The sequence below is a fragment of the Bradyrhizobium sp. USDA 4449 genome (assembly GCF_054056275.1).
Genome location: NZ_JBSRYD010000001.1, coordinates 315,980 through 337,581, shown reverse-complemented (window position 1 = coordinate 337,581; position 21,602 = coordinate 315,980). Strand labels below are relative to the sequence as shown.

The window sequence follows — 21,602 nt, the reverse complement described above, 5'->3', positions numbered from 1 at the left end:
TGCTGCCGGAAGCCGACACCACGATGGGATCAGCGTGGTTCGGCTGAGGGGGCCATTGCCGCACCTCAGGACTTGGTTGTTATCCGTACTTCGTGAGACCAAGCCTGATCTTGCACGGGTCTAAATCCAATCGCCTCCCAAAACTTGGCGGCCCCATCGTTTCCTGCGTGCGCAGTCACGATGGAAACCTTGGTTGCCGCTTCCAACATCAGCGCGCTCGCTATGGTGCGGGCAATTTCGCGCCGTCTAAATCGACGGTGCACGTAAAGCCGGCGCATCCGCCTGCCGGGATGCACGGTCATCGCAGGTTCGTCCGTAATTGCCCCAGTCCCAGCCAATTGGCCATCCACGCGACACGTGTAAATCGCGTGGAACATGGCTCGCTCAGACGCAAACTCCGCGGCGAAGCGGGTCAGATGCCGGTGACCATCCAGTGTCGCATCCGCCTCTAGTTCGGAAAAGTCCACAGGCAGGGTGGCGGCGATGAGTGCGAGCGAAATGTTCATTGGGCTCCCTGCCGGACGCGACCACCTGAAGTGCTGGCTCGCCTGAAAGGTAGCGAGAATTTCTTTCGATCTGAAGGCCGCTCCGGGTCAATTACGTCACTTTGGCACTCTGCCGTTCTCTTCCGGTCTGCCCTTGTGAACGAACCTCGTGACACCGCACCTGCTCGGCTCACACCGGCCAAGCGCACACCTCCGGTGAGCTCGCAGATTCGTCTCGGACACCGGTACCTTTTTGCCCGACGAAGCGTGGCCGCGGCTTCCGTCGCGGCCGGCATCCCCATCGCCTTTCGATGCGAGATCCGACTGGCCGATGCAAATTACGCATAACATTCTGCAGAAGACGCCGCCTTCCGCTCCCTGAGTGAAAGTCCTCGTCAAGCTTTCGGCTGCAAGCTTCGGCATTCATTGCAGCGACAAGGGATTTCGCATGAAGAAGATCAAGATCGCGTGGCGGCTGGGCATGCTCACGCTTGGCAGTGTTCTGGCGATGATGGTTCTCGTCGGCGTGTCCCTCATCCAGTTGCGCGATCAGATGGAGGCCGAGCGGACGAGGGCGCTGCGCGGCGCGGTGGATGTGGTGGCATCGCAGATCGCAGCCTATCAGCCAGAGGTGCTGTCGGGCCGCATGAGGCGCGACGAATTGGTTGCGAGGATCAGGGAGATCGTCGCGCCATCGCGGTATGACGGCAACAACTACTTCTTCGTTTACGATTGGGACGGGCTCAATCTGGCCGACGGGGGCACGCCCGAGAACGTCGGGAAGAACCTGATCGACAAGGGCGACGTCAACGGGCGCCTGTTCCGCCGCGAGATCGTCGATCTCGCCCATAGCGCCGGCGCCGGGACCGTCACCTATCATTTCCCCCGCAACGGCCAGCCGGAGCCGCTGCGCAAACAGGCCTTCGTCAGGGCGGTTCCGGACCTGAAGCTGATGGTCATCAGTGGCATGTATGTCGACGATCTCGACGCGTCGTTCAAGGCCGCGGCGCTGCGGCTCGGAGGTCTCGCGCTGCTTGTCGTGCTCATGAGTGTGGCGTTTGCGGTTCTGATCGCAGGAACCATCTCCCGGCCGCTGCGGCGGCTCGAGGAGCGTCTGCGCAAGATCGTGTCGGGTGAGATCGAAGGGAGCATTCCAGGCTTGGACCGGCGTGACGAGATTGGCGCGATGGCCGCGGCGGTCGCCGTCCTGCGTGACCATTCGGCCGATCGGTTGTCGCTTCAGACGTCGCAAGCGCAGCTCAAGATGCAGGCGGAAAGCGAGCTGAGAGATGTTCTTGCGCGTGCGACCTCGTCCTTTGAGGAGTCAGTCGTCGGCTCGGTGGACGAGGTCGTTGCGGCGGCCGGACACATTGCCGATGCGATCCAGGAACTCGAGCGGTTCAACGCCGACAATCTATCGTGCAGCCGCACGGCGTCGGCGTCCGCAGAGGGCATCGCCGGCAGCGTGCAGACCATGGCTGCCGGAGTCGAGCAACTCGATGCCTCCACGCGCAACATCAATGGACGGGCCCAGGAAGCAAGCCAGGTGGCTGACATCGCCAGCGGCCGCGCAACCCAGGCCGGGTTAATGGTGGAGAGCATGGTGCAAGCCGCGACAAAGATCGGGAGCGTCGTGGAATTGATCAGCGATATCGCCGGTCAGACCAATTTGCTGGCGCTCAATGCGACCATCGAAGCGGCGCGCGCGGGCGAAGCGGGCCGTGGCTTTGCCGTCGTGGCGGCGGAGGTCAAGACGCTCGCGACGCAAACCGCACGCGCGACGGAGGACATCTCGTCCCAGGTGCTCGGCATCCAGTCGGCGACGCAGGCGGCGGCAAGCGAAATCGCCGCGATCGTCGACGTCATCAGGGACATCAGAGAGCAGAGCGCGACGATTGCGAGAGCGGTCCAGGAACAGAGCGGCGCCACAAGCGACATCAATCGCGCCGCCCGCAGCGCCGCGGAGGGCGCCGAGCATCTCCAGAAGTCAGTGGAGGATGTATGTTCGAAGGCCGTCATGGGCCAGTCGATTGCGCAGGGCGCGGGCTCACGCGCCGAGGCGCTGCGCAGCAGGTTTGGCGATCTGAACGAGGCGGCGTTGGGATTCGTGCGGAGACTCCAGGCTCTCCAGTCGGCAGCCTAGAGCTCCGCCTGCCGCGCCTGCGCTCCCTTTCCCGCTTGCGGGACCCGAACCCCGCCGCGACACGCAGGGAACCCGCTCCACCTCCCGCGGGTTCTATCGCCGTGGCCCCGGCACTTTGCCGGGACAGCAAACGGGGGAAAGACGCCTGCATGCAGTGGAGCCTGCTCCGGCCGGTCGGCCTTGTCCCCGCGGCGCTTGTCCTCACCACCATGGCGGCCGGCGCCGAGGGCGGCAAATCGGCGGCGCCTTCCGAATTCCTGCTGGTGACCCAGATCGTGCTGCTGATCGCGGTCGGCCGCGGCCTTGGCGAGATCATGCAGCGCATCGGCCAGCCTTCGGTGATCGGCGAGCTGCTCGCCGGCATCATCCTCGGTCCGTCGCTGTTCGGCTGGATCTGGCCGGAGGCGCAGGCCGCGATCTTTCCCAAAACCCCCGAGCAGAAGGCGATGCTCGACGGCATCGCGCAAGTCGGCATCCTGCTGCTGTTGTTGCTGACGGGCATGGAGACCGATCTCAAGCTGGTCAGGAAGGTCGGCAAGGCCGCGATCGCGATCTCGATCGCCGGCATCCTCGTGCCGTTCGCCTGCGGCTTCGCGCTCGGCGAATTCCTCCCTGATGCGCTGCTGCCGAAGCCGGAGCAGCGTCTCGTCGCCTCGCTGTTCATGGGCACGGCGCTGTCGATCTCCTCGGTCAAGATCGTCGCCGTGGTCGTGCGCGAGATGAATTTCATGCGCCGCAATGTCGGCCAGATCATCGTCGCGACCGCCGTGATCGACGACACGATCGGCTGGATCATCATTGCCGTCATCTTCAGCCTGGCCTCGCAGGGCTCGCCTGACATCGCCTCGGTGGCGAAAGCCGTGCTCGGCACGCTCGCCTTCCTCGCCGTCAGCTTCACCATTGGTCGAAGGCTGGTGTTTCAGCTCATTCGTTGGGCCAACGACAACCTCGTCAGCGTGGCGGCGGTCATCACCGTGATCCTGCTGTTGATGGGCGTGATGGCGCTGATCACGCATGCGATCGGGGTCCATACCGTGCTCGGCGCCTTCGTCGCCGGCATCCTGGTCGGGGAGTCGCCGATCCTGACTCGGCAGATCGACGAGCGGTTGCGCGGGCTGATCTCGAGCTTCTTCATGCCGGTGTTTTTCGGGCTTGCGGGCCTCAGCGCCGATCTCTCGGTGCTGCGCGATCCCGGTCTGTTGATGTTCACCGGCCTGCTCGTCGTGATCGCAAGTCTCGGCAAGTTCGGTGGCGCCTTCGTCGGCGGCACTGTCGGCGGCCTGAGCACGCGGGAATCGCTGGCGCTGGCGAGCGGGATGAATGCGCGCGGCTCGACCGAGGTCATCATCGCCACCATCGGCCTCTCCATCGGCGTGCTCAGCCAGAATCTGTTCACGATGATCGTGACCATGGCGATCGTGACCACGATGGCGATGCCGCCGATGCTGCGCGCGGCGCTGGCAAAGCTGCCGATGAACAAGGACGAGAAGGAGCGGCTGGAGCGCGAGGAGTTCGAGAAGCGCGGCTTCGTCGCCAATCTCGAGCGTCCGTTGCTCGCGGTCGATGAGAGCGTCAATGCCACCTTCGCCGCCCACGTCGCGGGCCTGATCGCCGGCATGCGCGGCTTTCCCGTCACCGTGCTGCATATCGGCATGCGCGCCAAGGAGCAGGCCGAGGCGGAGAGCCACGAGACCGTCGTGAAGAAGGCCGCCGAAACCGTCGCCCCCAGCGGTGACGCCGGCAATGTCGACGTCGTCACCCGCGCGCGGCGCGCGGAGCTCGGCGAAACCATCACTGAGGAGGCGCGCAAGGGTTTCGATCTCCTCGTCGTCGGCGTCGACAAGGTCACCGCGACCAAGGACCGCTTCGACCGCAAGATCGAGGACATCGCTGCAAAGTTCGAGGGGCCGCTCGCGATCGTGGCGGCCAAGGGCAAGCATCTGAAGCAGCCGGTTCCCGATGGGCTCAACATCCTCGTTCCCGTCTCCGGCAGCAGCATTTCCAAGCGCGGCGCCGAGGTTGCGGTGGCGCTGACGCAGGCGGGATCGGGCTCGCTGCGCGTGATCTATGTCGCGACGACGCGCGACAAGGGCGCGCAGCGCGGCGCCTCGCGCGGGCTGACCCAGGAAGCAGGCATCCTCAAGGACGCCAGCGATCTCGCCGCCCGCTACGACGTCGACCTCACCACGACCCTGCGCGTGAACCGGGCGCCGGAGGCGGCGATCCTGCGCGAGATCGACACCACCGACGTCGATCTCGTCGTCATGGGCGTCGACCGCATCCAGGGCGAGCATCTCTCCTTCGGCGGCGTCGCGGACGCGGTGCTCAGGCAGTCGAAGGTCTCGGTGCTGCTGGTCTCGAGCGGCGAGGCGCGGCAGGTGGCGAGCGAGAAGGGTTGAACGACGGTGCGCTCTTCTGCGCCCGCAATGACGGAGCAGGCACCTCACGCATGCCGCCGATGATGCCATCATGCCGGTGTTTTGCCCGACGGTGCAAGCTAAATTCTGCAAAAACGAAGTCCTTGGGCCTTTTCAACCCCATCCCTACTGTGCATGGGGTTGTTTCAAGATTTCACCGCCGCCCACCTGCGCCTTCGGTGTCTTGCGTTGCTCCAGCCAGTTCTCGAATCGCTGCACCACCACGAAGAAGGCCGGCACGAACAGCACCGCGAGGCAGGTCGAGGCCAGCATGCCCGAGAACACCGTGATGCCGATCGACTTGCGGGCGCTGGCGCCGGCGCCGGTCGCGATCACCAGCGGCACCACGCCGAGGATGAAGGCGAACGAGGTCATCAGGATCGGGCGGAAGCGCGCGCGCGCCGCATCGACCGCGCTTTCCAGCACCGGCCTGCCGTCGCGGCCGTGCAGCTCGAGCCCGACCTCCACGATCAGGATCGCGTTCTTGGCGGACAGCGCGATCAGCAGGATCAGGCCGATCTGGCAGTAGAGGTTGTTCTCGATCTTCAGCCCCGAGAGGATCAGCATCGGCCCGAGCAGCGAGAGCGGCACCGCCAGGATCACCGAGATCGGCGCGTACCAGCTTTCATACTGGCCGGCGAGCACGAGATAGACCAGCAGCATGGCGAGCCCGAACACCCAGTAGATCTGGTTCGAGACCGCCTTCTCCTGGTACGACATCGCCGTCCACTCATAGCCGGTGCCCGGCGGCAGCGTCTTGTCCGCGATCTCCTCCATCAGCTCGAGCGATTGGCCGGACGAATAGCCCTGCGCCGGCAGGCCGACGATGGTCGAGGAGGGGTAGAGGTTGTAGAGGCTGATCAGCGACGGCCCGGTGACCGGCGTGATCGTGGCCACCGTGCCGATCGGGATCATGTCGCCGTTCGAGTTGCGCACCTGCATGTTGGCGATGTCGCGCTCGGTGACGCGGAAGCCGGGATCGGCCTGGGTATAGACCTGGAAGACGCGGCCGAATTTGTTGAACTGGTTGACGTAGGACGAGCCGAGATAGGTCGACAGGGCCGAGAACACGGCGTCCGTCGTCAGGTGCAGCGTCTGCGTCTTGACGCGGTCGATCTCGACGTTGAATTGCGGCACCGCCGAGCGGAACGAGGACGAGACGCGCTGGAGTGCGCTCTGGCTCTGGGCGTTGGAGACCATCGCGGCGGTGATGGCCTGCAGCTTGCCGAAATCGCTATTGCCGTCGCGCAGCTCGACCTGCATCGAGAAACCGGCGGCATTGCCGATGCCCTGGATGGGGGGCGGCGGCAGCACCAGGGTGCGTGCCTCCATGATATCGGCGACCTTGTCGTTGAGCCCGTACACCAGCGAGCGCAGGTCCTCGCCTTTGCCGCGCGCATCCCAATCCTTCAGGATGATGTAGGCGACGCCGGCATTGGCGAGGCTCGCGCTGTTGTCGAGCGCGGAGATGCCGGCGATGGTGATGACCTGTTGGACGCCGGGCGTGGCCTTGATGATGTCGGCGGCCCTGTCGAGCACCTTCTGGGTCCGCTCGAGCGAGGCGCCGTCGGGCAGTTGCACGGCGGCGATCAGGTAGCCTTGATCCTCGATCGGCAGGAAGCCGGTCGGCACCCGAGACAGGCCGTAGCCGCCGATCCCGATCAGGATCAGTGCGAATACGACCGAGACGGTTGCATGCTTGACCAGGAAAGTGATCAGCCGCGCGTAGCCGCGCTCGACGCGGTCATACACCGCATTGAAGCCGCGATAGAAGAAATTGCGCCGCTCCGGGGGCACGGCCGGACGCAGCCACAGCGCGCATTGCGTCGGTTTCAGGGTCGCCGCGTTGATGGCCGACAGCAGCGCGGTCGCCGCGATCACCAGCGCGAATTGCGAGTAGATGCGGCCCGTGAGGCCGGCGAGGAACGAGGCCGGCAGGAACACCGAGATCAGCACCAGTGTGATGCCGACGATCGGCGCGAACAGCTGGTCCATCGCCTTGATAGCGGCGTCGTGGCCGTTCATGCCCTGCTCGATATTGTGGGCGGCGCCTTCCACCACGACGATGGCGTCGTCGACGACGATGCCGATCGCCAGCACGATCGCAAACAGCGTCGACATGTTGATGGTGAATCCGAGCGCCGCCATCGCGGCGAACGCGCCGATGATGGTCACCGGCACCGTGGTCGCCGGTACCAGCATCGCGCGCCAGTCCTGCAGGAACACCAGGATCACGACCAGCACCAGCAGGCCGGCCTCGATCAGGGTCATGTAGACCTCGTGGACCGAGGCGTTCACGAATTTCGTCGTGTCGAACGGCGTGTCGTATTTGATTCCTTCCGGAAAGCGCTTGGCGAGCTCCACCATCTTCCTCTCGACCGCCTGTTCGACTTGAAGCGCGTTGGCGCCGGGCGATTGGAAAACGCCGATGCCGGTGGCGGGCTGCTTGTTCAGAGAGAAGATCTGGCTGTAGGTCTGCGCGCCGAGCTCGACCGAGCCGACGTCGCGCACGCGCGTGACGTCGCCGCTGCTGCCCGCCTTGACGATGATGTTCTCGAACTGCGTGGCGTCGTCGAGCCGCCCGTTGACGTTGAGCGTGTACTGGAACGCCTGTCCCGGCGGCGTCGGTGGCGCACCGACCTGTCCGGCCGAGACCTGCTGGCTCTGCTGCTGGATTGCCTGGATGACATCCTGCGGCACCAATCCGCGCGCCTGCAGCTTGTTCGGATCGAGCCAGATCCGCATCGAATACTGGCCGGCGCCGAACACCGTGACGTTGCCGACGCCGGGCAGGCGGGAGAGCTCGTCGCGGATGTTGATGGTGGCGTAGTTGCTCAGATAGAGGCTGTCGAAGGTCTTGTCCGGAGAGGTCAGCGTCACGAACAGCAGGATCGAGGTCGACCTCTTCTGCACGGTGACGCCCTGGTTCTGTACCGACTGCGGCAGTTGCGACAGCGCGCTGGAAACACGGTTCTGCACCAGCACCTGCGCGAAATTGAGATCGGTGCCGATCTTGAAGGTCACCGTCAGGGTGTAGGTGCCGTCGGAGCCGCTGTAGGACTGCATGTAGAGCATGTCCTCGACGCCGTTGACCTGCTGCTCGATCGGCAAGGCCACGGTGTCGATCACGGTCTTGGCGCTGGCGCCGGGATAGCGCGTCGTCACCTGCACCGTCGGCGGCACCACATCGGGATATTGGGCGATCGCGAGATTGAACAGCGCGACGCCGCCGATCAGGATCATCAGCAGCGCGATGACGTTCGAGAGGACCGGCCGCTCGATGAAGAATTTTGAGATCATGGCCGGCGCTCCTAATTGGCTGACGCCTGCGGCTGCTCGATCTTGGTTTGTTGCGGGTCGATCTTCTGGCCCGGGATCACACGCAGCAGCCCCGAAATGACCACCCGGTCATCAGGCTTCAGGCCGCTTTCGATCACGCGCAGGCCGTTGTCGGTCGGCCCAATCTGCACCTTGCGCTGCTCGACGACATTGTCATTGTTGGCCACCAGCAGATAGCGCCCGCCCTGGTCGCTGCCGAGCGCACTGTCGGGGACGAGGAGGGCGTTCTTGTCCTGGTCGAACGGCACGCGGACGCGGACGAAATAACCGGGAAGAAGCACGCGCTTGTCGTTGGGCACGAGGCCGCGCACCGCGAGCGTGCCGGTCGACGAATTGAGGGTGGGCGCGACGTAGTCGAGCTTGCCCTCATGCGGATGGCCCGTCTCGGTCTGCAGGCCGATCTCGATCGGGAATTGCTTGAGGTCGGCGGCGGTCAATCCGCGCCGCTGCGCCTCGGCGCGGATCCGCAGCACGTCTTGCTCGTTGACAGTGAAGTTCACCCAGATCGGGTCCATCGCAACGATGGTCGCAAGCTGCGTCGGGGAGGCGACGCCGACGAGTTCGCCGACCGAGACCATGTGCGCGCTGACGATGCCGTCGAACGGCGCGCTCACTTTGGTATAGCTGTAGTTGAGCTCCGCGATCCCAGTGTTGGCATGGGCCTGCTGGAGATTGGCCTGGGCATTGTCGCGGGTCGATGTCGAGGTGTCGAGTGTCGCCTGCGAGACGGCCTGCCGCTGCACCAGTTCGGCCTGTCGGTTGAAATCGGCTTCAGCTTGCCGGACCGAGGCCTCGGCGCCAGCCTCGGCCGCCCGCGCCTGATCCAGCTTCAGCTTGTAGGTCTCCGGCTCGATCGTGAACAGCTGCGTGCCCTGCTTGACGAACGTGCCGTCCGTGTACTCGATCGTCTGCAGAAACCCCTGCACGCGTGCGACGAGATCGACGCTCTTGATCGGCGCGGTGTTGCCGGTGGCTTCGACATAGCGCGTCACGGGGCGCTGCACCGGCGTTGCGACATCGACCTTGGGTGGCGGCGGTGCCACGAAGGTGTTTTTCTCCTCGCAGCCGGCCAGCGCGACCATGGCCATAGTTGCCGCCAAAGCCTGCCCGATAGGTCTCCACGCGTGACGGCGTTGCGCGGGATAGGCGGGATACACTGAGGTCATCGGTCGCCCCCATGATTGCCTGTCGGCGCGCCAAGCTAGCAACAAATCGCCGGCCGTGGAACAGCATAGCCCTGGCAGTCACCAGCCCGCCTTGGCTGAAACGCCGACGGAACGGATACAAGGTGGAGAACTAGCGCGGCTTGATCTCCGCGTATTTCGTCATCGCCTTGTCGAACTTCCGCTTGAACAGCCACATCGCGCCCAGGATCTCGCGGAAGCTGGCCGAGCTTCGCGCCCGGTCGGCCTTGCCGAAAGCGAAGATGCTGTTGTTGCGCAAGTGCTTCATGATGGTGGGATCGGACACTCTGTAGTTCAGGAGGTCGCCGGATTTCAGCGCCGACCGCGTCGGGCTCGGGATGATCTGGATCAGTTCGAACAGCTTCATCTGCTCGATCGGATCGGGCAGCGTCTTCACGATCGCGGGGATTTCAGCGAACAGCTCCGCATGCGCGTTCATGAGACCGTCGCGCACATTGGTCCAGTGATTGAAGCGACGATCGGTGCCGCGGGATCGCGCCTCTTCCTTGTCGTCGCGCGCGTTCAATGCGGGATTGGCGGCCGCAATCGCACCCTTGATCGCATCCCATTTGCGCTGGCCGTTGCGGTCTTCGGACGGGCCGGTCTGCAGGCTCCCCATATAGGTGTTCGAGCGCGCATTGCGGACGTTCTGCTTGCCATTCGTCTCGGCATAGAACAGCCCCAGGCTGATGCGGCCCGCAGCGTCGGCTTCAGCCGGTGCAAGTCCCTTGGCGCGCGCAATCGCGGTGCCGAGATCGACGACGTCCTTGAACGGTGTCACTGAGGCCTGCGCGCTTGCGGGCGGCGCCTCCATGATTTCGAAAATATCTGCATATTCGTCGACCAGCGGCTCGATCGCGGCGTCGAAATAAGCAGGCGGAATCCCGAACTTGTTCGGCTTACCGATGCGCGACGGCACGGCGTCCGTAAGATCCTTGTAAGTGCTGATGACAGCGACGCGCGCGAGATAAAGCGCCTGGCCGGGCAGGTTCGGCAGCTTCTGCTTCGCCTCGATCTGGCTGCGCCGTTCGGCGAGAACCGATTTGAAGTCACCGAGCGCGCGATCGTAGGCGGCTTGCGCCTCCGATTGCGTCGGGGTCAGCGCTTGCGCCTGGCTCGGGGAGGGCGCCGCGAGGAACAGCCCGAGCACCGCCATGGCCGCAGCGATGTGAGGTGATGGTCGCATGGCGGTTCCCATGTCCCGGAGATTCGTTGGTCATGGGATCGTAAACATCAAACCCGCGATCTGGCGAGCCGCAAATCGGCCTGTCTGATCTCATCCCGCGGTCCTGTATTCCGGCGCCGACGCCAGGAATTTTGCATAGGCATCAGCGTCGGGTGGCTGGAAATGTCCGGCAAGCCCGCCGCGCTTCTGCGTCTTTGCGCCAATATCGGCCATCAACTCGTCGAAATGACGGTAATGATATGGCGCGACACACAGGCCGCCATAGACACCGGCGGCGGGCCGCTCGACGCGCTTGAAGTGCAGCATCATCTCGATGTTGTCGCGCATCTGCTGCGCCGTCGGCTGGTTCTTGAGTTGCCCGTCGGCATAGCGCACCAACCAGTTCGCGGCGAGATCGGCGCAGAGCACGGTGCAGAACGACGAGTTGAAGCCGACGAAGCCGAGGTCGGGCAGATCAGGGTTGGCGATCAGGCGGTAAAGCCGGTACTGCCCGTCCGGATCGACCAGCTTTGACTGATAGGTATCGGGCAGGAATGGCACGCCGAGCTTGTAGCCGATCGCGAGCACCGCGACGTCGGCGCCGACGCGCTCGCCGCCGCTCATCACGATGGTGTCGCCTTCATAATGATCGAACGTGCCGAACACCGCCTTGATTCGGCCGTCGGCGACCATTGGGTAGAAGCCCGGCGTTGCAAGCGGCACCGAGCAGTTGACTCCGTCCTCGATCCGCTCCTTCGGCACCATGTTGCACTTGTTGAGCTTGAGCTGGGCCTTCAGCAGGCTCTCCAGCCCGCGCCAGTTCGCCCAGATCAGCGGTCCAGCGAGACGGTATGCGAGCCTCGACATTGCGCCGATGCCCCAGCCCGGAAACATCTCCTCCTGCGCGCGGATGTAGAGGATGCGCTTGAAGTTCACGAGCCCGCCGATGAAATAGGGCAGGCGCCAGACCGGCTCGCGCATCACGATTGTGACCTCGCGCGCGCCTGACTTCACCGCGTTCACGGCGATGTCGGTCGCCGACTTCGAACCGCCGAGCACGACGACGCGGCGTCCTTTCGCCAGCGTGGGATCGTTGTATTTCGACGAGTGCAGGGTCTGCCCGCCCTGCGCAACAAAGCCGTCTTCGCCCGGGCAATGCAGCGCGCGCGGCTCGTTGAACTGCCCGGTGCACACCGCGACGAAATCGAAGTCCTCGTTCGTGGTCGCGCCGTCCTTGTTCGTCAGCGCGAGCGTCCAGCCCGGTTTGCCGTCGGCGCGTCGCGCCATGCCGGCAACGTTCGTGTTGAGGCGCAGCATGCGGTCGAGGCCGAAACTTTCCGCGTAGCCGGCGAGATAGGCATGAACCTGCGGCCCGGTTGGCCATTCCGGATAGGCCTGCGGCATGGCGCGATCGGTGTAGCGGTAGAGATCCTTGGGACTTTGCGTCTGCACGTCAGGATAGGAGCGCGCCGGCTCCCAGACGCCGCCGAGATCGGCGCTGCGCTCGACGATGGTGACGCGGTGGCCGCGGGCAGAGAACGCCTTTGCGGTGGCGAGGCCGGAGACGCCGGCGCCGATCACGCAGACATGCTTGGAGCTGACCATGGGATGGCTCGCAATCGAAGTGTTTCGCGCGCAAGCGGCCTCGTTCGGCCGCGAGGCGCGGCCGCCGGAACCGCGAGCAGGTGGGACGAGACGAGGACGTTGCTAGTCGTTGGCCTCGGGTGGCAGGAACTCGACCTCATGCAGCGCCGAGATGCGCACGACTTCGGCGGGGTCTGTCAGATTGTGGAGCTGGTTGAACAGCGCCTCCAGCTTCTGCATCGGCGAGACCCAGAACAGTGCGCGGCATGGCTTGTCGGACTTGTTGAAATAGCCATGCGGGATGCCGCGAGGCATGCGCACGAGATCACCGGCATGCGCCTTGACCCAGGCGCCGTCGAGCTTGAGGTCGAGTGTGCCTTCCTGCACCAGGATGAACTCGTCCTGGGTCGGGTGGATGTGCACCGGCACGAACTGGCCGGGATCGCTGTTGGTCTCGAACGCGAAGGTGGACTCGGTCACGGCCTTTGGGAAATAGACCTGACCCAGGATATTCCAGGTCTTGCCGCCATAGCCTGTGCCGTTTGCGGTAATGCCCTTTTCGAGTGCAGTCATGCTCGCCTCCATGTGAACTCCGGCGAGGAAGCTTCCGCCGGGACCGGTCGCCTGTCTATCCGCTAAACGAATCCCGTCGTGTTGTTGCTGTGCAGCACGACGATTTTGCCGGCGTGCCCCTTTTCGTCTCCGCGGAACTATTATAGGCTTAAAACAATTCAGCGACGCGAAGCGTGGGTCGATGATGTCCGCAGCCGTGCAGCAAATGAGCACACGCTCGTCGCCAGCTGAAAGGCTTGCGGCGTTCGCCCGCGTCACCACGAATGACGTCGACGAAGCGGCCGAGCAGATTGGACGCATCTTCTGCCCGCACCATCTCAAGCCGGCGCAGGCGCGTGCTTCCGGATTTTCGGCCCGACACAATTGCGCAGGGTTCGACGGGTTTTCCATCAACTACGTCGCCTATGGCGGGACCGTCAGCATCGATCCCGGCTGCCTCGACCGGTTCTTTCTTGTGCAGATCCCGCTCACGGGCACCGCCCATATTTCTGTGGGCGCCACCGGTTTCGATGTCGGGCCCGGCAGCACGGCGTCGCTTCTGTCGCCGACCCTCCCGACCCGGATGATGTGGCATGACTGTGCGCAAGCGATTTTGCTGTTTGACCGTCGTATGGTCGAGCAGCGCGCCGCAGCGCTGTCCGGCGGGGTGGCCGGTGCGGTCGAATTCGATCCCGCGATAGACCTGAACGCGCCCTCCGGCCGCCAGCTGCAGACCAGTCTGGCCGAGCTGATGATGCTCGCCGAGCGTCTCGGACCGTCCGCACGGCCCTCGCCGGCAGCGATGGCCGGCTGGCGCGAGACGCTGCTCGAACATCTTCTCAACCGCCAGCGGCATGGCCTGTCGGATGCCATAAGGACCTTCTCGGGCCGAGCCGAACGCCTGCCGCGGGCACTTCGCGCGGCGCGGGACCATCTCGCCGACAATGCCGGCGAGGCGCTTGACCTCGCACAGCTGGCCGCTGCGTCGGGGATAGGCATCCGCGCGCTCCAGCTCGGCTTCCGCCGTCACTTCGGCGTGTCGATCTCGGAGATGTTGCTCGATATCAGGCTTGCCGGCCTCCATGCCCGGCTCGTGCTGGCATCGCCAGGCGTGTCCATCACCGACATCGCTTTCGATCTCGGCTTCACCCATCTCGGCCGCATGTCCGGAGCCTACCGCCAAAAATTCGGCGAAACGCCGTCGGCAACGCTGCGACGGCGGATGAGCTCGCGTTTATTGTCCTGATCGCGTTGCCCGCTCGTCGCTCTCCTGCTTCCGCAAGAAGCCTTCGAGCTCGGCCTGCACCGAATAGGGCGTCGGGATCGGATCGCCGGCGGCATCGACGGCGGTGTCGAGCGAGCGGCGCAGCATGCGTGCCAGCTCGGCCTTGCGGTAGGGCTTTGTCAGAAGCGGCGCACCCATGGTGGCGCGTATCGGTCCATGCGGGGCGTCGTGGGCATAGCCCGACGTGAACAGCACCCGCAACGAGGGCCGCGCGGCGACCATCTCGTCGGCGAGCTCCCGTCCATTCAGGGCGCCGGCCATCACGATGTCGGTGAACAGCAGATCAAACTGCGTCCCCTTCGCCGCGATGGCCAGCGCGTCGCTGGCGTTGGCGGCCGGGATGACCTTGTAGCCGAGGCTTTCGAGCTGGAGCGTGACGTAGTGACGGACATCGCGGTCGTCCTCGACACAGAGGATGGTTTCCGTCCCGCCCACGATCTTGCGTTCGTCGTAGCCGGCCGGGCGGAGCACACTGGTCTCGGCTTTCGGGAGATAGATCGTGAACGTCGTGCCGCAGCCCTCGGCTGAATCGACCTTGATGCCGCCGCCCGACTGCTTGACGAAGCCGAACACCATGCTGAGGCCGAGCCCCGTGCCCTTGCCGACGTCCTTGGTCGAGAAGAACGGATCGAAGATGCGTTCGGCGATCGCCTGCGGAATGCCCGTGCCGGTGTCGGCGATCTCGATCTCGACATAGTCGCCGGCGTAGCCGGCGCCGACCGCGACGGCTTCGCGGACGCCGAAGACGACGTTGCGCGTCGACAGCGTCAACCGGCCGCCCTCGGGCATCGCGTCGCGGGCGTTGATCGCGAGGTTGAGCAAGGCCGATGAGAGCTGGCCGCGGTCGGCGAAGGCGAGCCAGGCGCTGCCGTCGAGCCTGGTCTTGATCGCAATCTTCTTGTCGAAGGTCGCCAGCAGCAGTTTTGAAAGCTCTTCGAGCAGGTCGTTGACGTCGATCTCGGCCGGCTGGAGCGCCTGCTTGCGCGCAAAGGACAGCAGGCTGGACGTCAGCGCGGCGCCGCGATCGGCGGCCTCGCTGATCAGCTTGGTGATGGTCGCGAGCGGTGGATTGTCCCTCACGGCGTCGGCGAGGGTCTCGATCGTGCCCGTGATCACCGTGAGCATGTTGTTGAATTCATGCGCGATGCCGCCGGTGAGCTGGCCGACCGCTTCCATCTTCTGCGCCTGGATCAGTTGCTCCTCGGCGGCGCGCTTTTGCGTCACGTCCTTGATGAAGACGTTGATCATGGTTTGACTGCCGAGGCGGAGCGCGGTGCTCGACGCCTCGATCAGGATCTCGTTCCCTTCCCGGTGCAGCAGCGTCGCCTCGAACCGGATGCCGATCGGCGTATTCGAGAGTTCCGGCAGGAGGCGCATCATGCGCTGCCTGAACACGTCGCGGAGCGGCTCGGCGATGAGAAGGTCGACGACATCAGAGCCGAGGGCCTCCCTGCGCGTCCATCCGGTCAGCGCCTCGGCCTGAACGCTCCACTCCACGATGATCCCGTTGGCGTCGGTCTGAACGAAAGCATCCAGCGCGGTCTTGATGACGGCCTGGGTCATTTGCGCACTCGACAGCGCCTGCTCGGCCAGTTGCGCTGCAGCGCGCTTGTCCTGCACCGTCTCGATCGTGCGCGTGCAGAGCCGCGCGAGCAGCATCGCGCCGGCGCCACTTGCGAGCACGGCGACGATCTGGGCAACGCCGAACCCGGGTCCGGCCACAAAATTGGAGACGAGGAGAGCGACGGCGGTCATGATGACCTGAGCGGTCATCGCGACTGTCAGAAGCCCCCTGAGTTTCATGCTCTCACACCAACGACGTCAGGCGCGGCGGATCCCGAGGTCCGCCTGGTCAAGTGAGTCCGGCTCCATGTCAGCTCCAGACTCCCTGCGCGCCGCGCATCCCGGCACTGATTGACAGCTTTGTCAGCCGTGATGCATTTTGGCAGAAAATTTAGAAACACGAAAGCGACCCCTCTGATGTCTCCGCCGCTCAACCATATCGACAGCGATGAACGCCTGCGGGCGCAGGTGGACGTCGTCGTCATCGGCGGCGGCGTCATCGGCGTCTCCGCGGCCTATCATCTGGCCAGGAGAGGCCTCTCCGTCGCGCTGATCGAGAAGGGACATGTCGGTGGCGAGCAGTCGAGCCGCAATTGGGGCTGGTGCCGTCAGCAGGGCCGTGCGCGTGAGGAAATTCCGCTCGCGCGCGAAGCGCTGCGGCTGTGGGAGGACATGCAGAACGACGCCGGCGTCGATGCCGGCTTCCGCCGCACCGGCGTGCTGTTCCTGACCGAAAGCAAGGACGAACTCGCCAGCTGGGAGCGCTGGGCGGCGGTCGCACGCGAGATGCAGGTGCACTCGACCGTGCTGACGCCCGCCGAAATTGCCGAGCGGATGCCGGGGAATATCGACAAATGGGTCGGCGGCCTGCACACACCGAGCGACGGGCGCGCCGAGCCGTCGATGGCCGTGCCTGCGCTCGCGATGGCTGCGCGCAAGCACGGCGTCACCATTCATCAGGGCTGCGCCGCGCGCGGACTGGAAACGACAGGCGGAAAGGTCAGCGCCGTGGTCACCGAGCAGGGCACCATCCGCACGCAGGCGGTGCTGCTGTCGGGCGGAGCGTGGTCATCGCTGTTCTGCCGCCGTCATGGCATCGAGCTGCCGATCGGCCTCGTCAACGCCACAGCGTGCCGGACCACGCCGGCGCCGGAGATCACGACCGGCGCAGTCGGAACTGACCTCTACTGCATCCGTCGCCGCCTCGACGGCGGCTTTACGCTGGCGCTGCGCAATCGCGGCACGGTCGAACTCTCGCCGGACCTGTTCCGCTACGCGCGCACCTTCTGGCCGACCTATCTGCACCGCCGCAACGGCCTGAAGATGTCGTTCGGCAAGTCGTTCTTCAATCAACTGGCCCGCGGCACCAACTGGAGCTTCGACAAGCCGTCACCGTTCGAGGCCGAACGCGTGCGCGATCCCGAGCCTGATATGTCGCTGGTCAATGCGGCGCTGGCCGCGCTGATCAAGGCGAACCCGGAGCTCAAGGACATCGAGATCGCGGAAGCCTGGGGCGGCACCATCGACTGCACGCCGGATACCATCCCCGTGATCTCGCCGGTCGATGCGCTGCCTGGCTTCTTCCTTGCCACCGGCTTCTCCGGCCACGGCTTCGGCATCGGCCCTGCAGCCGGCAAGCTCGCCGCCGACATCGTCACCGGCGCGACGCCGCTGGTCGATCCCGCGGCCTACAGCCACAAGCGCATGATCGACGGAAGGCGGCTCGCGCCGGTCAGCCCGTTCTGAAGGCCGGATCACGGCTTTCGACGACGCCGACATGATGCGCGGAGGGCGTCTCACGAATTCACGTGCACGAAATCCCGAAGCAGCGGATAGATCTCGTTGTTCCAGCGCTTGCCGGAGAACACGCCATAGTGGCCGACGCCGGCCTGCATGTGATGCACTCGGCGATAGGCGCGCACGCCGGTGCAGAGGTCTTGCGCCGCGAGCGTCTGGCCGATCGAGCAGATGTCGTCCTTCTCGCCCTCGACCGTCATCAGCCCCATGCGGCTGATGGCCCTGGTGTCCACGGGACGGCCGCGATGCATCAGCCTGCCCTGCGGCAGCAGATGTTCCTGGAACACGTCGCGCACGGTCTCGATGTAGAACTCGGCCGGCAGGTCCATGACCGCGAAATATTCGTCATAGAAGGTCTTGATGCTGGCCGCCTTCTCCTTCTCGCCCTTGGCGATGTGATTGGCGAGATCCATGTGCTGCTTGATGTGGCGCTCGAGATTCATCGAGACGAAGGCGGTGAGCTGTACGAAGCCGGGATAGACTTTGCGGAGCGCGCCGCGGCACTGCACGGGCACGTAGTTGATCAGGTTTCGTTCGAACCATTCAATCGGCTTGCTCTTGGCGAACTCGTTGACCTTGGTCGGCTGGATCCGGGTGTCGATCGGCCCCGCCATCAGCGTCAGCGTTGCCGGCCGCGACGGATGATTGCCCTCGCACATGATGGCGGCAGCCGCGAGCGCCGAAACCGAAGGCTGGCAGATCGCAACCATATGCGGGCGCGGCCCCAAGTGCCCGAGAAAGTCGATCAGGTGCTCGGTATAGTCGTCGAGCCCGAAACGGCCCTCGCTGCGCGGAATGTCGCGCGGATTGTGCCAGTCGGTGATGTAGACGTCGTGGTCCTGCAGCAGCGTCTTCACGGTGCCGCGCAGCAGCGTCGCGAAATGGCCGGACATCGGCGCCACGAGCAGCATGCGCGGCTGCTCGCTCACGCCGTCCTTTCTGAAGTGCAGCAGCGAGCCGAACGGGGTCGCGTAAGCGACCTCCTCGGTGACGCCGATTTGGCGATTGCCGACCATCACGCTGTCGATGCCGTAGGCCGGTCGGTCGTAGGTGAGGGTCGAGCGCGAGATCAGCTCCATTGCCGCCGAGAGCCGGCCGACGACGTGGTCCGACATCCCCTGCGGTACCAGATTGAGGAATTTCAGCGCCGACGAGGCTCCCGCCCGCCACGGGGCCGTCAGGTCCATCTGGTTCTGAAACGCCTGATAATACATCGACATCATACTGAAGCGCCCACCCTATCCCCTGCATCCATGCAATATCGGAGCCAAGCAGAAGAGGCTTGCCCGGAATTGGCACGTCACTTGCTGCGCGTTTGGCTGGATACGTGAGGGAAGCGCCCCATGGCGAAGGCGACACTGACCATCAGCAGCAAGAATTACTCGTCCTGGTCGCTGCGGGGCTGGCTGCTGACGAAATTTTCCGGGATCGATTTCGAGGAGATCGTCACCGCGCCGGATGACGCCTCGGCGCGTGCTGAAATCCTGTTGCTGTCGTCCTCGATCCTGGTGCCCTGCCTGCGCCATGACGGCGCCACGGTCTGGGATACGCTGGCGATTGCCGAATATCTCAACGAGGTGATGCCTGATGCCGGCCTGTTGCCGGCCGATCGTGTCCAGCGCGCGCATTGCCGCTCGATCTCAGGCGAAATCCATTCCGGCTTCAGCACGCTGCGCGCCTCGCTGCCGGTCAATCTGAAGGGGCACTTCCCCGGCTTCAAGATCTGGTCGCGCGCGCAGGCGGACATCGACCGGGTCTGGTCGATCTGGCGTGATTGTCTGGCCAGGTCAGGTGGTCCGTTCCTGTTCGGCGAGACGCGCACCATGGCGGACGCGATGTACGCCCCCGTGGTGACGCGCTTCGCCACCTATGACGTCAGGCTCGAGCCAGTTCTCAAGGCCTACGCCGACACCATCATGGCAATGCCGGAGATGAAGGAATGGGTGGCGGCGGCGAGGGAAGAGCCGGCCGAGATCGAGGAGCTCGAGGTCGAATATTAGGCAGGCCGCGGCCGGCTCTGCCCGTTTCCGGGGCGGGGACAGCCAGGGTCCTCGCCGACCTCCATGCCCTTGCCATCGTTAACCTTTGGCGCCGGTCGGCGGCGTCGGGCCGCAATTGCCCTGCGCAGATCTTGTGCGTGGCGGCAGGGCCTTGTCGAGATCTAGCCGTGAACAGGCGCGTACGAGACGATCAGGCTGATTCGGACGCGATTCGTTCGGGCCGCGTTCCCTTGGTTAAGGCAGAGCGCGGCCCCGTTGCATTTTGAGACAGAAGCTGGCCGTCAGGCCACGCCGGAATGCTTCATGCGGGGCACTCGCCATCCGATGACGGTTGCCTCGACCGGGACGCCGGCCGCATGGTTCTGCCAGCGTCCCTCGACATAGCGGCAGGCAAACGGAAGCTGATACGTTCCGCTGTGATCCTCGCACAGCACTTCGACCGGCAGGCCGGGAGGCGGTTCTCCGGCGCCATCGAACTCCGCCAGTCGTCTATCGCGCGTTGCCATTCCAAAAATCTCCCCTAATCAAAGCCGCGGAGAGAGCGCCCACTTCTTCCGCGCGCGGTTTACTGCTCCCCCTCCAAGGGGAACACGCCAAGCTCAACGCGAGAATGCGGTGCGAGTGTGGTAGCCTCGCGCGGCGGCGCGCAATCGGCGCACATTGCCGTGATCATCTTGATGAGGAACTTGAATGCTGCGCCGGACCATCGTCGTTTGCGTCGCCATGTTACCGTTCGTCGCGCACATGCCGGTGCGGGCGCAGGACGTCCCGGGCATCGAGATCTGCACGGTCGAGAAGACCATGGAGCGGCGCACCAGCTGTCTCCAGAGCAACGTCGACTTCCTCCAGAAGACCATCGCCCGGCTCAATCTCGATCACCAGCAGAAGCTGGACGCCGCGAACCGCCAGATTGACGCGCTGAAGGTGACGCTCGCAGGCCTCCAGAAGACCATCGGCGATCTCCAGGCCGCGCAGACGAAGCAGGCCGAGGATCTGAAGAAGAAGCAGGACGCACCACCGCCGAAAGAGGCGAAGGACAAGTAAGCCCGAGGCGCGAGAGCAATCCCGATCAAGCGCAGCGGAGAGCGCAAGCGCAGCATCGCATCGCTTCGAAGGAGAAACGTGATCCATGAACCCGGCCCAGCGCGCGCTCTGGTATATCGAAAGCCATCTGGCCGAGCCGATGACGCTCGACGAGATCGCTGCGATCTCAGGCGTGTCGCGGTTCCACCTGGTGCGTGCGTTTGCCGCCGCCACCGGCTTGCCGGTGATGCGCTACGTGCGTGCACGGCGGCTGAGTGAGGCGGCGCGCAGTCTTGCCAAGGGCGCGCCGGACATTCTGTCACTGGCGCTGGAGGCGGATTACGGCTCGCACGAAGCATTCACCCGCGCGTTCCGCGACCATTTCGGAACCACGCCCGAAGCGGTGAGGGCGGCGACGTGCACCGACCAGCTCGAGCTTCAGGAGCCGATTCTCATGGATTCCACCATGTCAGACAATCTCAAAGCCCCGCGTTTCGAAACCGCGAAAGCCTTCCTCGTCGCCGGCCTTGGCGAGCGCATCTCCTGCGACAACGGCGCCATCATTCCCGGAATGTGGGCCCGCTTCCACCAGGAGGTCGCCGACATTCCCGAACGCATCGGCCGAGGGAAGGATCAGGTCGCCTACGGCGTCTGCTGCAACGGCGATGATTCCGGCAATTTCGATTACATTGCCGGCGTCGAGGTCGCTGATTTCTCCGACCTGCCGCGCGGTCTCACGCGTATCCGCATTCCCGAGCAGCGCTACGCGGTGTTCACCCATACCGACCACGTCGCCTCGGTCAGGCGCACCGTCAACGCGATCTGGAATCAATGGCTGCCGGCCTCCGGCCTGAAGGCCGCCGACGCGCCGAACTTCGAGCGCTACGACGGGACGTTCGATCCGGTGACCGGCAATGGCGGCTTCGAGATTTGGATACCGGTGCGAGAATAACGCGCAACGCTGGCATACCGTGCCGCTTGCTTGGCAAGGGAGATCGACTTTGTCATAACCGCTGGCAAAACTTGCCAGCGGGGCCCGTGCCGGACATCCCGAGCAAGCGATAA

16 protein-coding genes are annotated in these 21,602 nt (G+C 64.7%); 7 read left to right on the top strand and 9 right to left on the bottom strand.

Annotated features, from left to right (window positions below; translation table 11 throughout):
• Window positions 1–65: 65 nt before the first annotated feature.
• Entirely contained in the window at window positions 66–506 is a 441-nt protein-coding gene (locus ACVIIW_RS01635; RefSeq protein ID WP_456699142.1) for a GNAT family N-acetyltransferase, read from the bottom strand.
• 427 nt (window positions 507–933) lie between these two features.
• On the opposite strand from ACVIIW_RS01635, the gene ACVIIW_RS01630 reads away from it, so the two are divergent.
• Both ACVIIW_RS01630 and ACVIIW_RS01625 read left to right on the top strand, forming a co-directional pair.
• Window positions 934–2,628 (top strand): methyl-accepting chemotaxis protein, encoded by a 1,695-nt coding sequence (locus tag ACVIIW_RS01630; protein ID WP_456699141.1) that lies wholly within the window; start codon window positions 934–936, stop codon window positions 2,626–2,628.
• A gap of 149 nt (window positions 2,629–2,777) precedes the next feature.
• On the top strand, window positions 2,778–5,027 hold the full coding sequence (locus ACVIIW_RS01625) for a cation:proton antiporter domain-containing protein (protein ID WP_456699140.1): 2,250 nt from the start codon (window positions 2,778–2,780) through the stop codon (window positions 5,025–5,027).
• Between the two features lie 144 nt (window positions 5,028–5,171).
• Here ACVIIW_RS01625 and ACVIIW_RS01620 read toward each other — a convergent pair whose 3' ends face one another.
• The 5 genes from ACVIIW_RS01620 to ACVIIW_RS01600 form a co-directional block, all read right to left on the bottom strand.
• Window positions 5,172–8,345 carry an efflux RND transporter permease subunit gene (locus ACVIIW_RS01620; RefSeq protein WP_456699139.1) on the bottom strand — a complete coding sequence of 1,058 codons (3,174 nt, stop codon included), beginning with the start codon at window positions 8,343–8,345 and terminating at the stop codon, window positions 5,172–5,174.
• An 11-nt stretch (window positions 8,346–8,356) separates the two neighbouring features.
• Window positions 8,357–9,550, bottom strand: coding sequence for an efflux RND transporter periplasmic adaptor subunit (locus ACVIIW_RS01615; protein ID WP_456699138.1), 1,194 nt, complete (start codon window positions 9,548–9,550; stop codon window positions 8,357–8,359).
• 130 nt (window positions 9,551–9,680) lie between these two features.
• Window positions 9,681–10,754 carry a hypothetical protein gene (locus ACVIIW_RS01610; RefSeq protein WP_456699137.1) on the bottom strand — a complete coding sequence of 358 codons (1,074 nt, stop codon included), beginning with the start codon at window positions 10,752–10,754 and terminating at the stop codon, window positions 9,681–9,683.
• Between the two features lie 90 nt (window positions 10,755–10,844).
• A complete protein-coding gene (locus ACVIIW_RS01605) occupies window positions 10,845–12,338 on the bottom strand; it encodes a flavin-containing monooxygenase (protein WP_456699136.1) in 1,494 nt (497 codons plus the stop codon).
• Window positions 12,339–12,440: 102 nt separating this feature from the next.
• Window positions 12,441–12,890, bottom strand: a complete 450-nt coding sequence (locus tag ACVIIW_RS01600) for a cupin domain-containing protein (RefSeq protein ID WP_456699135.1) — start codon at window positions 12,888–12,890, stop codon at window positions 12,441–12,443.
• A gap of 184 nt (window positions 12,891–13,074) precedes the next feature.
• Here ACVIIW_RS01600 and ACVIIW_RS01595 point away from each other — a divergent pair, with 184 nt between their 5' ends.
• Window positions 13,075–14,115 carry an AraC family transcriptional regulator gene (locus ACVIIW_RS01595; RefSeq protein ID WP_456705058.1) on the top strand — a complete coding sequence of 347 codons (1,041 nt, stop codon included), beginning with the start codon at window positions 13,075–13,077 and terminating at the stop codon, window positions 14,113–14,115.
• On the opposite strand, the gene ACVIIW_RS01590 is transcribed toward ACVIIW_RS01595, so the two are convergent.
• Window positions 14,104–15,957, bottom strand: a complete 1,854-nt coding sequence (locus tag ACVIIW_RS01590) for an ATP-binding protein (protein WP_456699134.1) — start codon at window positions 15,955–15,957, stop codon at window positions 14,104–14,106. The two genes, ACVIIW_RS01595 and ACVIIW_RS01590, sit on opposite strands and share 12 nt — an antisense overlap.
• 177 nt (window positions 15,958–16,134) lie before the next feature.
• Between ACVIIW_RS01590 and ACVIIW_RS01585 the strand changes: the two genes are divergently transcribed.
• Complete coding sequence (locus ACVIIW_RS01585; protein ID WP_456699133.1) at window positions 16,135–17,463, top strand: NAD(P)/FAD-dependent oxidoreductase; 1,329 nt, start codon at window positions 16,135–16,137, stop codon at window positions 17,461–17,463.
• Window positions 17,464–17,513: 50 nt separating this feature from the next.
• Here ACVIIW_RS01585 and ACVIIW_RS01580 read toward each other — a convergent pair whose 3' ends face one another.
• The gene (locus ACVIIW_RS01580; RefSeq protein WP_456699132.1) at window positions 17,514–18,737 is read right to left on the bottom strand and encodes a polyhydroxyalkanoate depolymerase; all 1,224 of its coding nucleotides are present in this window, start codon (window positions 18,735–18,737) and stop codon (window positions 17,514–17,516) included.
• Between the two features lie 120 nt (window positions 18,738–18,857).
• Between ACVIIW_RS01580 and ACVIIW_RS01575 the strand changes: the two genes are divergently transcribed.
• The gene (locus tag ACVIIW_RS01575; RefSeq protein ID WP_456699131.1) at window positions 18,858–19,514 is read left to right on the top strand and encodes a glutathione S-transferase family protein; all 657 of its coding nucleotides are present in this window, start codon (window positions 18,858–18,860) and stop codon (window positions 19,512–19,514) included.
• A gap of 281 nt (window positions 19,515–19,795) precedes the next feature.
• Here the strand turns inward: ACVIIW_RS01575 and ACVIIW_RS01570 are convergent, their stop codons facing one another.
• Window positions 19,796–20,020, bottom strand: a complete 225-nt coding sequence (locus ACVIIW_RS01570; protein WP_092239630.1) for a hypothetical protein — start codon at window positions 20,018–20,020, stop codon at window positions 19,796–19,798.
• Window positions 20,021–20,204: 184 nt separating this feature from the next.
• On the opposite strand from ACVIIW_RS01570, the gene ACVIIW_RS01565 reads away from it, so the two are divergent.
• Together ACVIIW_RS01565 and ACVIIW_RS01560 are read left to right on the top strand one after the other, a co-directional pair.
• Window positions 20,205–20,558 carry a hypothetical protein gene (locus ACVIIW_RS01565; RefSeq protein WP_456699130.1) on the top strand — a complete coding sequence of 118 codons (354 nt, stop codon included), beginning with the start codon at window positions 20,205–20,207 and terminating at the stop codon, window positions 20,556–20,558.
• 85 nt (window positions 20,559–20,643) lie between these two features.
• Window positions 20,644–21,489 carry an AraC family transcriptional regulator gene (locus ACVIIW_RS01560; RefSeq protein ID WP_456699129.1) on the top strand — a complete coding sequence of 282 codons (846 nt, stop codon included), beginning with the start codon at window positions 20,644–20,646 and terminating at the stop codon, window positions 21,487–21,489.
• Window positions 21,490–21,602 lie beyond the last annotated feature (113 nt).